Source organism: Bradyrhizobium sp. SZCCHNPS1003 (assembly GCF_032381555.1).
In the GTDB taxonomy this organism is placed as follows: domain Bacteria; phylum Pseudomonadota; class Alphaproteobacteria; order Rhizobiales; family Xanthobacteraceae; genus Bradyrhizobium.
In genome coordinates this window covers 334,496-350,884 of sequence record NZ_JAUHIU010000001.1, presented here as the reverse complement: position 1 = coordinate 350,884, position 16,389 = coordinate 334,496, and the positions used below count along the sequence as shown (strand labels likewise).

The following is a 16,389-nucleotide window of genomic DNA, read 5'->3' as shown; positions in this document are numbered from 1 at the left end:
ATGAAACGTCCGATCAGCGGCGAGCCGCCTTTCCTGACATTGCCGGAGCGGCAACATGCGTTCATGTCATGCCGAGCTTGTCATCCGGCCGTTATTCTGCTCAGTGCTTCTTCAAATTGCGCGATCATGCGCATCGATCGACTGAAGTCGACAGCCCGCGAGGAAACAAGACTATGCGCAAGCTAACTTTGGCCATTGCCCTGATCGTCCCGATGCTCGGTCACGCCGCGCAAGCCGAGGACACCGTCAAGATCGGCTATATCGATCCGCTGTCCGGCGGCGGCGCCAGTATCGGCGAGGGGGGCCTGAAGACGTTCCAGTATCTGGCCGACGAGCTCAACGCCAAGGGCGGCATTCTCGGCCATAAGGTCGAGATCGTGCCGTTCGACAATAAGACCAATCCGCAAGAGAGCCTGGTCCAGGCCCAGAAGGCGATCGACGCCGGCGTCCGCTACATCACGCAAGGCAACGGATCGTCCGTCGGGCTCGCGCTGGAGGATTTCGTCAACAAGCACAACACGCGCAACCCCGGCAAGGAAGTGCTGTACTTCAACTATGCCGCCGTCGATCCGAGCATGACCAACGAGAAATGCAGCTACTGGCATTTCCGCTGGGACGCCAGCTCGGACATCAAGATGGAGGCGCTCACCAACTACATGAAGGACATCCCTTCCATCAAGAAGGTGTATCTGATCAATCAGGACTATTCTTTCGGCCAGTCGGTCCGCAGCGACGCGCGCAAGATGCTCGCGGCGAAGCGGCCCGATATCCAGATCGTCGGAGACGAGCTGCATCCGCTGCTGAAGATCACGGACTTCTCGCCCTACATTGCCAAGATCAAGGCGTCCGGCGCCGACAGCGTCATCACCGGCAACTGGGGCCAGGACATCGCGCTGCTGCTCAAGGCCGCCGCCGATGCCGGCCTGAAGGTCAACTGGTACACCTACTATGCGGGCGGCGCCGGCGGCCCGACCGCCATCAAGCAGACGGGCCTGGATCATCAGGTCTTCCAACTGACCGAAGGCTTCGCCAATTCGGGCCATCAGGCCGCGATGGACTACGAGAAGGCGTTCCGCGCCAAGGTCAACATGTCGCTGTGGTATCCGCGGGCGGTCAACGAGATGCGCATGTTCAAGGCGGCGGCCGAGAAGGCCAACTCCATCGACCCGGTGAAGGTCGCGGCCGCGCTCGAGGACCTCAAGCTCGAGGTGCTGGATGGCGGCACCGGCTTCATGCGCAAGGATGATCACCAGTTCTTGCAGCCGATCTACGTCTCGTCCTTCGGCAAGCTCGCGGCGAACGAGACGTTTGACGAGGAGAACACCGGCTGGGGATGGCACCTGGTCTCCAGGGTCGATACGCCCCAGGCCATGGTGTCGACGACGTGCAAGATGGCGCGTCCGTAACGATCCGCGCCGGCTTCCCGCACGAGGTCAGCGTGCGGGAAGTGGCGCCGGCCGTGCGTCGGTCCGTCAGAGAATGAGCGGCAGGGCATTGAAGCCCGGGACATTCGCGAGTGCGCCGTGCTTGAACTCATCGTCATTTCGACCCTCAACGGCGTGCTGTTCGGCATGCTGCTGTTCCTGCTGTCGAGCGGGCTGACCGTCATCTTCAGCATGATGGGGGTGCTCAATTTTGCTCACGCCAGCTTCTACATGCTCGGCGCCTTCTTCGGCTTCCAGCTCACGAAGTGGGTCGGCTTCTGGCCGGCCCTGCTGCTCGCGCCGCTGCTGGTCGGGGCCATCGGCATGGCGGTCGAGCGCTATGGTCTGCGCAACACGCACAAGCATGGCCACGTCGCCGAGCTGCTGCTGACCTTCGGCCTCGCATTCGCCATCGAGGAGATCGTCTCGATGATCTGGGGCAGGACCCCGCTCGACTATCGCGTGCCGGCGCTGCTGGACTTTCCCGCGTTCACGATCTTCTCGACCAACTATCCGGCGTACAAGCTTTTCATGCTGGCGGTATCGGTGACGATCTTCGTGGTGCTCCTGATCGTGCTCAAGCGCACCCGGGTCGGCCTGATCGTGCAGGCCGCGTTGACCCATCCCCATATGGTGGGCCATCTCGGCCACAATGTCGGACGCGTATTCATGGTGGTGTTCGGGGTCGGCAGCGCGCTGGCCGGCATCGCCGGCGTCATCGCCGGCCCCGCCTTGGTCACGCAATCCGACATGGCCGCCGCGCTCGGGCCGATCCTGTTCGTGGTGATCGTGTTCGGCGGCCTCGGCTCGCTGCCGGGCGCCTTCATCGCCTCGCTCGTGATCGGCCTGGTGCAGACCTTCGCCGTCGCGTTGAACGGCTCGCTGGCGAGCGCCTTCGGACCGCTCGATCCCTCCGCAGGGCCATCGGTGCTCACCGACATCTGGAACGTGACGATCGCGCAGGTCGCGCCGATCGTTCCCTACCTGCTGCTGGTGCTCGTCCTGATCGTGCGCCCCGTGGGCCTGATGGGGACTCGCGAATCATGACCGCAGCAGTCACCTCCGCGTCTCATCTCGCGGCAAAGCCCGCCGGCTCCCGTCTCCGCTTCTACGCCGTCTGGCTGATCGGCGTGGCCGTGCTGATTGTGCTGCCGCTGCTCTTCAATTCGGGCGGATCGCTGACCTCGTTCAGCCTGATCGGGATCGCGATCGTGTTCGCGCTCTCCTACAACGTCCTTCTCGGTCAGACCGGATTGCTGTCGTTCGGCCACGCGGTTCATTACGGCCTCGGCGGCTTCGCGGCCTGTCACATGATGAACGCGGTGGTGGCGCATGGCTGGCCGATTCCGCTGCCCTTCATTCCGCTGTTCGGCGGGCTGGGCGGCCTCGCCTTCGCGATCATCCTCGGCTGGGTCATGACCAAGCGCGCCGGCACGGTGTTTGCGATGATCTCGCTCGGCATCGGCGAGCTCGTGGCGTCGTCGTCGCTGATCCTGCGCTCGGTGTTCGGCGGCGAAGCCGGCATCACCACCGACCGCACCGCTCTGCCACGCATGTTCGGCTGGACCTTCGGCCCGCAGCTGCAGGTCTATTACCTGATCGCGGCCTGGCTGGTGCTGTCGGCAATCGCGATGTATGCGCTGACCCGGACGCCCCTGGGACGGATCAGCAATGCGGTGCGCGACAATCCCGAACGGGTCCAGTTCATCGGCTATGATCCGCACGTCGTCCGCTATCTCGCTTATTGTTTTGCCGGGTTCTTCGCCGGCATCGCGGGCGGACTCGCGGCCATCAGCTTCGAGATCGCGAATTCCGCCTATCTCGGTGCAATCCAGTCGGGCCTGGTGCTGTTCGCGACCTTCATCGGCGGGACGGCCTACTTCTTCGGTCCGATCCTCGGCGCGATCCTGGTGACCTATCTCCAGCTCGGGCTGACGAGCCTCACCAGCGTATGGCAGCTCTATTTCGGCATCATCTTCATCGGCATCGTCATGTTCTCACCCGGGGGCATTGCCGGTCTGCTGATGATGCACCGGCCGCTGGTCCGTGCCGGAACGCTCGGAATGGTGATCCCGTCCTATCTCGTGGCCATCGTGCCGACCGCGGCGCTCGCCTACGGCGTCATCCTGACCATCGAGACGGTCGCGCGCTATTCGGGTGGTGACGCCATCAACCTGTTCGGCATGGCCTTGAATCCGCAGTCGCCGGCAACATGGGGCGCCGCCGCGATTCTGCTGGTCGCCGGCTTCGTCGTCGGGCGGTGGACGTGGCAGCGGATCGCCGAAGCCTGGGACAGGGCCGCCACCGTGGCGCGTGACCGGGGGTATCTGGCATGACCGCAGCGATCGAAGTTCGTGCCGTCGAAAAGCGCTTCGGCAATGTCGGCGTGATCCGCGACCTCAATCTCAGCGTCACCAAGGGCGAGCGCCACGCCATCATCGGCCCGAACGGCGCCGGCAAGTCCACGACGTTCAACCTGATCAGCGGACACATCAAGCCGACCTCCGGCGAGGTGAGGCTGAACGGCGAGGTCATCTCGGGCCTGCGGCCGTTCGAGATCAATCGGCGCGGCCTGTCGCGCTCGTTCCAGGTCACCAACGTGTTCGCCCGCATGACCGTGTGGGAGAACGTCCGATGCGCCGTGCTGTGGGCGACCGGGCATCGCTACGCGTTCTGGAAGAACGTCGACAGTCTCCCGGAGGTGCGGGAGCGGACCGCCCAGATTCTCGACGACATCCATCTCACGCATCGGCGTGACATTCCCGCGGGATTGTTGACCTATGCCGAGCAGCGCGAGCTGGAGATCGGGGTCACCATTGCGAGCGGTGCGACGGTCGTCATGCTCGACGAGCCGACGGCCGGAATGAGCCACGCGGAAACCGAGCGCGCCGTGTCGTTGATCCGGCGGCTCACCGAGGGGCGGACGCTGGTGATCGTCGAGCACGACATGAGCGTGGTATTCGGTCTCGCCGATCGCATCTCGGTGCTGGTCTACGGCCACATCATCGCGTCGGGCACGCCGGAGGAGATCCGTCGCGACCCGAAGGTGAAGGAAGCCTATCTCGGCGAGGAGGCCCACTGATGCTCGAAGTCAGGAACCTCCACGCTTACTACGGCAAGAGCCATATTCTGCAGGGCGTCGACCTCGACGTCGCCGCCGGCGAAGTCGTGAGCCTGCTCGGCCGCAACGGCGTCGGCCGCTCGACCACCGTGAAGGCGATCATGGGCGAGGTCAGCCCGCAGGGGACGATCCGCTTCAAGGACCGGGACATTGCAGGTCTGCCGAGCTACAAGATCGCGCGCCTTGGGCTCGGTTATGTGCCCGAACATCGCGATATCTTCCCGAGCCTCACCGTCCGGCAAAACCTCGTGCTCGGCATCAAGGACACGCGGCGGCCGGGGAAGTGGCGCCTTCAGGACATGCTCGACATGTTTCCCAATCTCGCGGCGCGCGCCGATACGCCGGCCGGCGTCTTGTCGGGCGGCGAGAAGCAGATGCTGACCACCTGCCGGACGCTGATGGGCGACCCCGACCTCATCATGATCGACGAGCCGACCGAAGGTCTGGCGCCGCTGATCGTGCAGCAGGTCGGCGATCTGATCGCCCGGATCGCAGCGGCGGGCGTCGCGATCCTGCTGGTCGAGCAGAAGCTCTCGATCGCCATGCGGATCTCGAAGCGCGTCTACGTCATGGGCCATGGCCGTGTCGTGTTCGAAGGAACGCCGGATCAGCTCAAGGCCAACACCGCGGTCCGGCAGGAGTGGCTCGAAGTGTGAGGTGCGCGGACTGCGGGCACGCGTTCGCCGATGCAGCTCGGGCAGATGTGCAACAGACATCCTGCCGTGCCCGAATCCATCAGTTCAGGTCTGAGGCGCTGGATGTCCCAACATGCCTCGCGGAAACGAGGCGTCGCGCTCGCGCAGCCTCAGGGCAACGAGACGCGCGATGCAGATCGACGCCGTCGCGATCGCGATGCCGGCGATCATGTCGACGAGGAAATGCCCGCCGCCGATTGGGGTCGAGAGCAACATCGCGCCGTGGATCAGGACATTGAATGGTCGCAACCAGCGCAACGACCACAGCGCCCAGCCGTCGAGAACCGCGGCCGCCGCGTGAAAGCTCGGAAAGGTCACGATCCCCGCGAGATGGCTGGTGTCCAACAGGCGCAGCGTCCCGTCGCGAACCAGGGGCACCTCGCGCGCCGTGTCGAAATAGGCCTGCGGGATGAGGTTTGCGTAGGCGGACGGCGGCAGCTCCAACGCGTGGTACACGCCGAGTGCAGGAACAAACAAGGTGATGATGCATGTCAGCGCCAGCGTCAGGCTGATCGCGAGGTTGAACTCTGCAAACCGGCGATAGTGGCCCAACAAGGGAAGGGCCACGACGATGATGCAGATCGTCCAGGAAATGGATCGATAGCCGAACGCGAGGGTCAAGACGGCCCACGGACGGTCATTGACGAACGACAAGTACTCGCGAAAGTCGAAGCCAAGGGCGCGATCGAGGGCGAGCAGGTTGGCGTCCTGAAGCGGCAGGTTGGCGGCCGTCGCAATGTAGGACAGTGACGCCAGCACGGTGGATGCCAGGGTGGTCTGGGCCATCCCGGTCAGGAATGAGAACATCCAGGGTTTGGCACGCTGGGCCGACCGTGCATTGGCGTAGCCGATGAGACCATAAACGGCCGATGTCGACAGCACGACGACGTAGCCGATTGGTTCGATGCGAAAGTCCGTAAAGACCAGGCACAGTCCGAACAGCACCCAAAGTGCTGTCATGACAGCCCAGTTGAACCGGAACACGGCCCAGGCCGTCGCTGCATCCCCGCTGTCATGCGCCCGTTGCAAGACGCTCTTTGTCCAGGGGAGCCAGCGGCGGCTGAGATCAGGCAATAGACCACCGGCGGCGGTGTCCGACATTGTCGTCCGCTCTCACGTTTCAATGGATTTCGACTTGTTTCCCGTCGGTGTCTTGTTACGGCCAATCAGGCCAATAAATCAACCTTTGCGGGTAAAATACGGGGATACCGTGATGAGATGCTTAACTGAACGTAGCCTGGAATCCTGTATTCGGTTGTGTCGAGACCGCATTCATGTCCGGAAAACGAAGCCGCTTTCGCGTCGACACAGCCCTCGTGTAAAGGGTCTTCACCATTCATCATGGGAAGCCACCCGTGGTAGTGCTGTCGCATGCGCTGCAGCTCGCAGGCCGGCTTGCGGGAGGGCCGGTCGCCGCGGTCGCTGTCCGTGCAGCCGTCTTCCGTCCGATCGCCCCGGCGCGATGTCGCGTGCGATCACAGTTTCTGGCGGCCGTAGATCAGAAGCATCAGGATGATCACGGCGCCGTAGATCAGCTGGCGGCCGGCCTCGCTGATCTGCATCACCGACAGGATCGATTGTAGCAGGGTGATCAGCACGACGCCGGCGACGGTGCCGAGATAGCTGCCGCGGCCGCCGAGAATGTGCGTGCCGCCGAGCACGACGGCGGCGATCGAGGGCAGCAAATAGGCGTCGCCCATCGACTGCGCTGCCTTCGAGGCATAGCCCGCGAGCAGCACGCCGCCGAAGGCGGAGAGGGCGCCCGACAGCGCGAACGCCAGCATGGTGATGCGGCGTGTATCGATCCCTGAGAGATACGCGGCGCGCTCGCGGTTGCCGATGGCGTAGATGGCGCGGCCGAACGTGGTCCGCGACAGCAGCCAGATCGCTGCGCCGCCGATGATCGCCCAGACCAGCACCGCGTTCGGAACGCCGGGAACAATGGTGCCGGTGGCGAGATAGCGCATCGCCTTGGAGGCGGAATCCTGCGGCGCGAAGCCGCCGGTGTAGGCGACCATCAGCCCTTGCGCGACCGCGTTGGTCGCCAAGGTGATGATCATCGAGGGGATGCGCAGATAGGCGACGCCGATGCCGTTCAACAGACCGATGGCGGCGCCGCAGAGAATGCCGCAGGGAATCGCGATGATGGCGCCGGTCGTGCCATGCGCGGCCGCCGCGCAGGCCATCATCGCACCGGTCGTGACGACCCACGGCACCGACAGATCGATCTGGCCGAGCAGGATCACCAGCATCATCCCGGTGGCGATCACGCCCAGGAAGCTCGCGACCTTCAACTGCTGCAGCAGATAGTCCGGCGACAGGAAGCTGCGCGAATAGAGACTGCCCACGAGCAGCAACAGCAGGATGCAGCCGAAGGAGGCGGCCACCGCCGGATCGATCCGGCGCAGCATGGCGATCCCTCGACGGGCCGGTTGTGATGCCGTTGCGTCGCTCATCCGAACCACTCCAGGCGATTGCGCACCCGCACCAGGCCGAACGCTCCGATCGAGACCGCGAGCATCAGCACGAGGCCCTGGAATAGCGGCTGCCACAGCGGATCGAAATCGAACACGAACAGGAGATCGCCGATGGTGCGGAACGCGAGCGCGCCGAAGATCGCCCCGATCGCGCTGCCGCGTCCGCCCATCAGCGACACGCCGCCGAGCACCACGGCCGCGATCGAGAACAGCGTGTAGGCGTTGCCGCTCGCATAGGCGGCCTCGCCGGTATACGAAAAGAACGTCAGGAACAGGCCGCCGATCGCCGACAACAGGCCGGCCAAGGTATAGGCGACAAACTTGGCCGCGCGGATCGGCGCGCCGGACATGTAGGCTGCGACCTCGGAGGAGCCGGTCGCGAACGCGGCGCGGCCGACGACCGAGCGGCTATAGGGCACCCAGATCAGCAGCGCCGTCACAGCCAGAACCACGAGACTCGTGGGCAGCACGCCGAACAGCCTGCCGGTCAGGGCATCCGCCAGCGTTTCGTTGACGGATCCGCCGGGATTGGGTCGCAGGAACAGCGCGAGCCCGTAATACATCGCGCCCGTGGCGATCGTGGTCACGATCGGCTGCAGACGCCCGAAGATCACGATCGCGCCGTTGATCATGCCGCAGACGATGCCGGTGCCGAGCACGCCGGCCACGCCGAGCGCCGTCTCGGTGGCGGTTCCGACCACGATCCAGGACGCGAGGCAGTTGGTCAGAGTCAGGATCATGCCGACGGACAGATCGATGCCGGCGGTGATCACCACGATCGCCTGCGCCATGGCGACGAAGGCCAGCAGCGTCGCCTTGTTGGCGGCGGTCTGCACCATGTTGGCGCTGAAGCCGGCCGGATGATTGGTCGCATAGAGCACGAACATCGCGACGAAGATCCCGATCGCGAGCAGGGTGCCGCGCTGTTCGGAGAGCCAGTACCGCCACTCGGTCATGCCAGACTCGCTTCCGCTCGCTCGCCCTCGTCGACGTTGAGCGCGCTACTGACCAGCGCACGTTCGGTGATCTCGGCGCCCGCGAGCTCGCGCCTGATCGCGCCATCGTACATCACCAGCACGCGGTCGCAGCAGCCGATCAGCTCGTCATAGTCGGTCGAATAGAGCAGGATCGCGGCGCCCTCGTCGGCAAGCCGGCGCAGCAGCCGGTAGATCTCCTGCTTGGTGCCGACATCGATGCCGCGCGTCGGATCATTGAGCAGGATGATGCGCGGCTTGTTCATCAGCCATTTCGCGATCACGACCTTCTGCTGGTTGCCGCCGGAGAGCGCGCTGACGGCGAGATCGGGGGAGGCGGTCTTGATCTCGATCAGGCGGATCATCTCGTCGATCAGCGTCGATTGCCGCTGCCGGTCGATGATGCCGAATGTCGCGAACCGGTCGAAGGCGGCAGCCGAGAGATTGTCGCGCACCGACATCGGCAGCATCAGTCCTTCGGTCTTGCGGTCCTCCGGAATGAGCGCGAGGCCGATGCGCTCCGACTTGGCGGTGACGGGGCTGTCGATCGTCACCTTGTTGCCGTCGATCAGAATGTCGCCGCGACAGTCCCGCAGCACGCCGAACAGCGCCAGCAGCAGCTCGCGCTGGCCCTGGCCGTCGAGCCCGCCGAGACCGATGATCTCGCCGGCCTGCAGCGAGAACGAGATGTCCTTCAGCCGGTCGCCCCAACTGATGCTCCTGCATTGCAGCGCTGGCGGCCGGCCATCGATTTTCCGCGGCGGCTTTTCCGGGAAGGCATGCTTGTACTCACGGCCGATCATGAGCTCGATCACTTCGGCATCCGTTTTGGTACCGGCCGGGAAAGTCGCGATGCGGCGGCCGTTGCGGAACACGCTGCAGTCGTCGGCGAGCTCGGCGATCTCGTGCATGCGATGGGAGATGTAGAGCAGCGCCAGCCCCTCGCTGCGCAGGCGCTTCAGCACCTTGAACACCTTGGTCACGTCGGAAGCGGTCAGCGCCGAGGTTGCCTCGTCGAGGATCAGGATCTTGGGCTGCCGCGACAGCGCTTTCGCGATCTCGACCATCTGCCGGCGCGACAGCGGCAGGTCCTTCACCAGCGCACGCGGATGAATGTCGCCGGCGCCGGCGCGGTGCAGCGCCTCCTCTGCAAGTCGACGCTGGGCCCGCCGATCGATCATTCCGAATCGCGTCGGCGGATGAGAGATCATGATGTTGTCCGCGACCGACAGGTCGGGAATCAGCGACAGCTCCTGGAAGATGCAGACGACGCCGGCATCGTTTGCCGCGGAAGGACCGGTGAAGGCGACCTCGCGTCCCGCAAGCGTCATGCGGCCTTCGTCCGGCGTGACCACGCCGACCATGAGCTTGATCAGCGTCGACTTGCCGGCGCCGTTCTCGCCGAGAATCGCGTGGATGCGGCCGGGATGGACCTCCAGGTCCGCACCGTCGAGAGCGATCACGCCGCCGTAGCGCTTGGACAGTCCTTCGGCGCGAAACAGCGGCTCGGCCGCGATCATGCTTGCTCCCTCAGTCGCTTGAGCAATAGGGACAGGCTGGCCGCGAGAGAACTCGCGGACCAGCGATCGCACCGGCCTATTGATTTTCCTTCGACTGACCCATGATCTCCTGCGCCGTGAAGTTGATGCCGCAGGTCGGGAAGGAGTTGCCGACGAAGAAGTTGTCGGACTGGGCCGGGAAGTAGTCCTGATCCTTCTTGAAGTTCGGGTCTTCCACGACCGCGAGCGGCAGCTTGACCGATTGCGGCACCACCTTGCCTTCGAGGGCGGCGAGCGCGACCTTGATCGCGACCGCGACCTGCGCAGGTCCGGTACCGGCGGAAGAGCATTTCAGGCCTTCGGACGCCTTGGCGGCGCAGAACTTGCGGAAGCCGTTTTCGGTCTCGCCACCGAACGGCACCATCTTGTGCTTGGCGTCGAGCATGGCCTGCACGATGCCGGTGTCGCCGCCTTGGCCGGAGATCGCATCGAACGGGCCATTGGTCGCGATCGCATCCGCCGTGGCCTTCTGGGCGACGCCGTCGTCCCATTTGCCGACGACCTCGGTGACCTGCCACTTCTTGCCGGAGCCGTCGAGAACGGAGTGGAAGCCGTTGTGACGATCGGTGTCGACCGAGGTGCCGGCGACGCCGCGCACCTCGAGCACCTTGCCGCCGCCCGGCACGTTCTTGACCAGCCACTTCGCCCAGAGTTCGCCGAGACCCTTCTGGTCGACATTGACGTTGATCGCATCTTCCGTCGCAAGGATGTTGTCGAAGGCGACGAGGATGACGCCGGCCTGCTTGGCGCGCTTGATCACCGGCCCGAATGCGGTCGGGTTCTGCGCGTTGACGACAATGGCGTCGTAGCCGGAGTCGATGAAGTTGTTGATCGCCGAGATCTGGGCCGGGACGTCCTCGCCGGTCGAGACGACCTTGAACTCCTTCAGCTTGGCCTTGACCTCCGGCTGCGCCGCATAGGCCTTCGCGGTCTGAATCATCTGGATGCGCCAAGTGTTGGCGATGTAGCCGTTCGCCAGTGCGATGCGGTACGGGCCCTTCTTGGCCGGAAACTTGAAGAACTTGGTGTCCGCGGTCCACGGCACCATGCATTCAGGCTCGGTCGCCGGTCCCTTGACCATCTCCGGCTCCGCCAGCGCCTTGCCGGCAAACGCCGTGACCAACACCAGCGATGCACAAGTGGCAAGGCATCGCGCCCTCATCGACTTGGACGACATTCGTGACCTCCCCTGTTGTTGTGGCGCCAAATCAATGACGCATGTGCGAGACGCCTCTTTGTTTCCGGAGGTTTGTGCGAGCATTGCTCGTCGTCTCGACCCGCCAAGCGTTACTGATCAATGACAGCGCTGTCAATTACCGTCGCGCGGCTTTTGCCAAGCGGCCGGTCGCATGTCATGAATATGGTTCGGACAAATCCGCGTGAATCAATGTTGCAAGGATCATGTCTCAGAAGCGTCGCACCACGCTGGAGGACGTCGCCCGCATCGCCCATGTCAGCGCTGTCACCGTGTCGCGGGCGCTGCGGCGGCCCGATATGGTGTCGCCGGAGTTGCGCAAGCGGATCGATGCCGCGGTCGAGAGGCTGGCCTATGTGCCGAACTTCGCGGCCAGCCGGCTCGCCTCGACCCGCACGCATTCGATCGGCATCGTCGTGTCGTCGCTCTCCAACGGCATCTTCGCGGACTACCTGCAGGCGATCTACGACACCCTGCTGCCGCTCGGCTTTCGCCCCGTCGTCGTCAGCAGCCGCTATTCGGCGGAGGAGGAAGAGGGCGCCATCAGGACGCTGCTGGGCCAGAACATCGAGGCGCTGATCCTGGTCGGGGTGAACCAGACGCGGGCCGCGCGGCGCGTTCTCGAACGTTCGCGGATTCCGGTGGTGCAGACGTTCGAGCTGACCGACGATCCGATCGATCTGAACGTCGGACTTTCGCAGCGCCAGGGCGGCTACGCCGCGACCCGCTTCCTGATCGAGCTGGGACATCGGCGGATCGCCTACCTCTCCGGACAGCGCGACGACCGGGCACGAGCCCGGCTGGAGGGTTATCGCGCGGCGCTGACGGAAGCTGGTTTGGACGGCGAGTCGCTGGTTGCCTGGCTCCCGGCACAGACGACGATCTCGCTGGGGCGGAAGCTGACCGAGGAGATGCTCGCGAGCGGAGCTCCCGATGCGATTTTCTGCTGCGATGACAACATCGCGCTGGGTGCGTTGTTCGCCTGCCAGCAGGCGGGGCTGGAGGTCCCGCGCCGGATCTCGCTGATCGGCTTCAACGACCTGGAATTCGCGGCGGCCTCCAATCCGCCGCTGTCGACCGTGCTGACGCCGCGCGCCGACATGGGGCGCGTGGCGTCCGAACTGGTGCTTCAGGTGATCGCCACCGGCAAGCGGCCGAGAACGCGGCGGATCGATCTCGGTTTCGAGATCGTCGCACGCGGCAGCACCGGACCGCACCTCGTGGCTTCGTGATGATGGTCGCGCCCTTTCGGGCGCAGTGCTGCACGTGGTGCGGCCGAGCACCCATTGCATCACCCACGAGCAGGCCAATCTCTCGCAAGGAGGCAGCGGCCGCGCTGGGCGAGATCGCCGCGCCGGCCACGAGCGTTCCCGACCGCTTGGCGGACCAGGCGGTAAGCCAGATGACGAGCCTTGCGACGATCATGTCGCGGCCGATCGCTCGCGAGCCCCGCAGGGCCGCGCGCCGCACGTTCTCGTGCGCCCCACGTCCCGTTCTGGACGGCTCCGATATTGTCTGACAGAAACGTCGGACGCATCCATCGGGCATCATGACCGCTGCAGCGCAAACGGGGGAGAGCGGCCGGCCAATCCGGCCATGGTGACACGCCTCCGTTGCCTCGGCCGTCGCGCGGCCGCGTGGTGATGCACCGTGCCGAGGTCTGATATGACCGAGGACGAGCTGCAAAAGAAGCCGGAGAGCTGCCATGAACGCCAATGTCAAACTGCCTGCCGCAAAGGGCGTCTTCATCGACAACACGTGGCAGCCCGCGCGGTCGGGCCGCACCATTGCGATGCTTGCTCCGGCGACCGGCCAGGTGATCGCTTCGATCGCGGCAGGGGATGCGGCCGACATCGATCTTGCCGTGGCGGCGGCGCGCCGCGCGCTCGAAGGCCCGTGGGGCCGGCTCGCCGCGGTGGACCGCGGGCGCCTGCTGTCGAAGCTCGGCCGCCTCGTCGAGGACAACGCCGAGGAACTCGCGAAGCTCGAAGCGGCGGATACCGGCAAGCCGATGAAGCAGGCCAAGGCGGACGTGGTCGCGGTCGCGCGCTATTTCGAATATTACGGCGGCGCCGCCGACAAGGTGCATGGCGACACCATCCCGTTCCTCGACGGCTTCTTCGTCACCACGGTCTATGAGCCGCTCGGCGTCACCGGCCATATCATTCCGTGGAATTATCCGGGGCAGATGTTCGGCCGCACCGTCGCGCCGGCGCTGGCGATGGGCAACGCGACCGTGATCAAGCCGGCCGAGGAGGCCTGCCTTGTGCCGCTGCGTCTTGCCGAGCTCGCGGCGGAAGCCGGCTTCCCGGCCGGTGCGATCAATGTCGTGCCGGGTCTCGGCGAGGAGGCGGGTGCGGCGCTGTCGGCGCATGACGGCATCGATTTCATCTCCTTCACCGGCAGCCCGGAGGTCGGCACGCTCGTGCAGACGGCGGCCGCGAGGAACCACATCGGCTGCACGCTCGAGCTCGGCGGCAAGTCGCCGCAGATCGTGTTCGCCGACGCCGATCTCGATGCGGCGCTGACCTCGGTGGCCGCGGCGATCGTGCAGAACGCCGGCCAGACCTGCTCGGCCGGCTCGCGCGTGCTGGTGGAGCGTTCGATCTGGGACCGCTTCCTGGCCGACCTCAAGCTCCGCTTCGAGAAGATCACCGCCGGCACCCCGGAGATGGACCTCGATCTCGGCCCGGTCATCAGCGCGGTCCAGAAGACGCGGATCGAAAACATGCTGGCGCGCGCCGAAAGCGGCGGCGCCAGGCGCGTGGCGTCCGGCAGGATCGCCGACGGCGTGCCGAGCGAGGGCTTCTATGTGGCGCCGGCGTTGTATCAGCACGTCGCGCGCGACTCCGAGCTGGCGCGCGACGAGGTGTTCGGTCCGGTGCTGGCGGCGATGCCGTTCGACGACGAGGCCGACGCCGTCAGGCTCGCCAACGCCACCGATTTCGGCCTGGTCGCCGGCGTCTGGTCGGGCGACGGCTCGCGGGCGATGCGCGTCGCGCGCAAGGTCAAGGTCGGCCAGATGTTCGTCAATGGCTACGGCGCCGGCGGCGGCATCGAGCTGCCGTTCGGCGGCATGAAGAAATCGGGACACGGCCGCGAGAAGGGGTTCGAGGCGCTGTACGAGCTTGCGGCGATGAAGACCCTGATCGTCAAGCACGGCTAGCGGATTCGCATCTCCGATCAATTCCGCCGTGCGGACGTCACTGACAACGCCGCCCGGCGTTGTTGTTGTCAGTCCGCGCGGCGAGGCGCTAGAGCATGATCCGGAAAAGTGGAAGCCGGTTTTCCGAAAAGATCATGCTCAGACAAAGAGCTGACATCAGGGTTTGCTGAAGGAGACGAGCGGATGAGCGACGAAAAAGAATTGTTCGAGAAGGGCCTGAAGGTGCGCCGCGAGGTGCTCGGCGCGGCCTACGTCGATGGCAGCCTCGCCAAGGCCGACGACTTCATGATGGCCTTCCAGCACATCACCACCGAAATGTGCTGGGGCTATGCCTGGACTCGGCCCGGACTGGATCGCCGCACCCGCAGCATCATCAATCTCGCGATGCTGACCGCGCTGAGCAAGCCGAGCGAGCTGAAGCTGCATGTCAAGGGCGCGCTCACCAACGGCGTCACGGTCGACGAGATCAAGGAGATCCTGCTGCACGCGACCGTCTATTGCGGCATTCCCGCGGGGCTCGAAGCCTTCAAGGCCGCGCATGAGGTGCTGGTCGCCGAAGGCGCGATCGCCAAGAAGGACGGCGCAAAGGACGGCACATGAGCGCGCCGGGAAAGATCCTGTTCGTCGGCATCGGCAACATGGGCTGGCCGATGGCCGCGCGCCTGCTCGGCGCCGGCTTTGCGGTTGCGGTCAATGATGCCGTTCCGGAACGGGCTGCGGATTTCGTGCGCCAGGTCGGCGGCATCGAGGCGGGGGATCTTGCGGCCGCAGCGGCAGATGCCGAAGTCATCATCACGATGCTGCCGACCAGCAAGCATGTCGCGGACGCGGTCGGGACCCTGCGCGCAGGTCTGAGGCAGGGTCACGTCGTGATCGACATGAGCTCCGGCGCGCCGGCCGCGACGCAGGCGATCGCGGCCGATCTCGCCCCGCTCGGCGTGATCATGCTCGATGCGCCGGTCAGCGGCGGCGTGCCGCGCGCTGTGACCGGCGAGCTCGCGATCATGGCCGGCGGCGAGCCGGCTGCGCTCGATCGCGTCGAGCCACTGCTGCGCGCGATGGGCACGACGATCCACCGCATCGGCGGCCTCGGCTCGGGCCAGGCGATGAAGGCGCTCAACAACCTCGTCTCCGCCGGCGGCTTCCTGATCGGCATCGAGGCGCTGCTGATCGGCCAGCAGTTCGGCATCGATCCCGGCCTGATGACCGACGTGCTCAACGCCTCGACCGGCATGAACAACTCGACGCAGAAGAAGTTCAAGCAGTTCGTGCTGTCGCGCCAGTTCAACAGCGGCTTCGGGCTCGACCTGATGGTCAAGGACCTCTCGATCGCGCTCGAGGTTGCGCGTGCCAGCGGGGTCGCGGCCCCATTCTCCAATCTCTGCCGCGAGCTGAGCGCGAGCGCGCAAGGGCTGCTCGGACCCGGGCAGGATCACACCGCGCTGGCGAAGCTGAGCGAGGCGCTGGCCGGCATCGAGCTGAAGGGCTGACTACCCCTGGCGCCGCAGGAAGCCGGTGATCGTCACCTTGTCCCAGATGCCGACCGCGGCAAACGGGTCGGCGCGGTTGAAGGCTTCGACCTCGGCGCGGCCGGCAGCCTCGACCAGGAACAGGCTTCCGATCATCGTCGACCCATCGTCGGAGACGAGCGGGCCGGACATCACGATGGTGACGGGCAGGCGGGCGGTGTCACCGAGATAGGCCTTGTGCGCGTCGTAATTGGCAAGCCGGACCGGCAGCGCGTCCGGCTTGTCGATCGCGTGAATCGCAAACAGCAT

Annotated in this window: 15 protein-coding genes; 9 read left to right on the top strand and 6 right to left on the bottom strand. The window is 65.3% G+C overall.

Annotated features, from left to right (window positions below):
* The first annotated feature begins 173 nt into the window (after positions 1-173).
* The 5 genes from QX126_RS01620 to QX126_RS01600 all read left to right on the top strand — a co-directional run bounded on the left by QX126_RS01620 (position 174) and on the right by QX126_RS01600 (position 5,201).
* Positions 174-1,406, top strand: coding sequence for a branched-chain amino acid ABC transporter substrate-binding protein (locus QX126_RS01620; protein ID WP_315736673.1), 1,233 nt, complete (start codon positions 174-176; stop codon positions 1,404-1,406).
* A 117-nt stretch (positions 1,407-1,523) separates the two neighbouring features.
* Entirely contained in the window at positions 1,524-2,471 is a 948-nt protein-coding gene (locus tag QX126_RS01615; RefSeq protein WP_315778915.1) for a branched-chain amino acid ABC transporter permease, read from the top strand.
* Complete coding sequence (locus QX126_RS01610) at positions 2,468-3,760, top strand: branched-chain amino acid ABC transporter permease (protein WP_315778913.1); 1,293 nt, start codon at positions 2,468-2,470, stop codon at positions 3,758-3,760. The genes QX126_RS01615 and QX126_RS01610 overlap by 4 nt, the downstream gene beginning before the upstream one ends.
* Positions 3,757-4,506 (top strand): ABC transporter ATP-binding protein, encoded by a 750-nt coding sequence (locus tag QX126_RS01605; RefSeq protein WP_315736676.1) that lies wholly within the window; start codon positions 3,757-3,759, stop codon positions 4,504-4,506. The genes QX126_RS01610 and QX126_RS01605 overlap by 4 nt, the downstream gene beginning before the upstream one ends.
* Entirely contained in the window at positions 4,506-5,201 is a 696-nt protein-coding gene (locus tag QX126_RS01600) for an ABC transporter ATP-binding protein (RefSeq protein WP_315736677.1), read from the top strand. Before QX126_RS01605 ends, QX126_RS01600 begins: the two co-directional genes overlap by 1 nt.
* An 84-nt stretch (positions 5,202-5,285) precedes the next feature.
* Here QX126_RS01600 and QX126_RS01595 read toward each other — a convergent pair whose 3' ends face one another.
* From QX126_RS01595 to QX126_RS01575, 5 genes are all read right to left on the bottom strand, one after another.
* Complete coding sequence (locus QX126_RS01595; RefSeq protein WP_315778911.1) at positions 5,286-6,341, bottom strand: phosphatase PAP2 family protein; 1,056 nt, start codon at positions 6,339-6,341, stop codon at positions 5,286-5,288.
* A 374-nt stretch (positions 6,342-6,715) separates the two neighbouring features.
* Positions 6,716-7,696 (bottom strand): ABC transporter permease, encoded by a 981-nt coding sequence (locus QX126_RS01590; protein WP_315736679.1) that lies wholly within the window; start codon positions 7,694-7,696, stop codon positions 6,716-6,718.
* A complete protein-coding gene (locus QX126_RS01585) occupies positions 7,693-8,673 on the bottom strand; it encodes an ABC transporter permease (protein WP_315754908.1) in 981 nt (326 codons plus the stop codon). The genes QX126_RS01590 and QX126_RS01585 overlap by 4 nt, the downstream gene beginning before the upstream one ends.
* On the bottom strand, positions 8,670-10,211 hold the full coding sequence (locus QX126_RS01580; protein WP_315771344.1) for a sugar ABC transporter ATP-binding protein: 1,542 nt from the start codon (positions 10,209-10,211) through the stop codon (positions 8,670-8,672). Before QX126_RS01580 ends, QX126_RS01585 begins: the two co-directional genes overlap by 4 nt.
* 76 nt (positions 10,212-10,287) lie before the next feature.
* Entirely contained in the window at positions 10,288-11,427 is a 1,140-nt protein-coding gene (locus tag QX126_RS01575; protein ID WP_315771346.1) for a sugar ABC transporter substrate-binding protein, read from the bottom strand.
* A 224-nt stretch (positions 11,428-11,651) separates the two neighbouring features.
* Between QX126_RS01575 and QX126_RS01570 the strand changes: the two genes are divergently transcribed.
* From QX126_RS01570 to QX126_RS01555, 4 genes are all read left to right on the top strand, one after another.
* Positions 11,652-12,677: a LacI family DNA-binding transcriptional regulator gene (locus QX126_RS01570; protein WP_315778909.1), complete on the top strand. Its 1,026-nt coding sequence runs from the start codon at positions 11,652-11,654 to the stop codon at positions 12,675-12,677.
* A gap of 473 nt (positions 12,678-13,150) precedes the next feature.
* The gene (locus QX126_RS01565; protein ID WP_315778907.1) at positions 13,151-14,611 is read left to right on the top strand and encodes an aldehyde dehydrogenase family protein; all 1,461 of its coding nucleotides are present in this window, start codon (positions 13,151-13,153) and stop codon (positions 14,609-14,611) included.
* Positions 14,612-14,794: 183 nt separating this feature from the next.
* On the top strand, positions 14,795-15,211 hold the full coding sequence (locus QX126_RS01560) for a carboxymuconolactone decarboxylase family protein (protein WP_315736685.1): 417 nt from the start codon (positions 14,795-14,797) through the stop codon (positions 15,209-15,211).
* A complete protein-coding gene (locus QX126_RS01555; RefSeq protein WP_315778906.1) occupies positions 15,208-16,101 on the top strand; it encodes an NAD(P)-dependent oxidoreductase in 894 nt (297 codons plus the stop codon). Before QX126_RS01560 ends, QX126_RS01555 begins: the two co-directional genes overlap by 4 nt.
* Here QX126_RS01555 and QX126_RS01550 read toward each other — a convergent pair whose 3' ends face one another.
* A complete protein-coding gene (locus QX126_RS01550) occupies positions 16,102-16,389 on the bottom strand; it encodes a YciI family protein (protein ID WP_315778904.1) in 288 nt (95 codons plus the stop codon).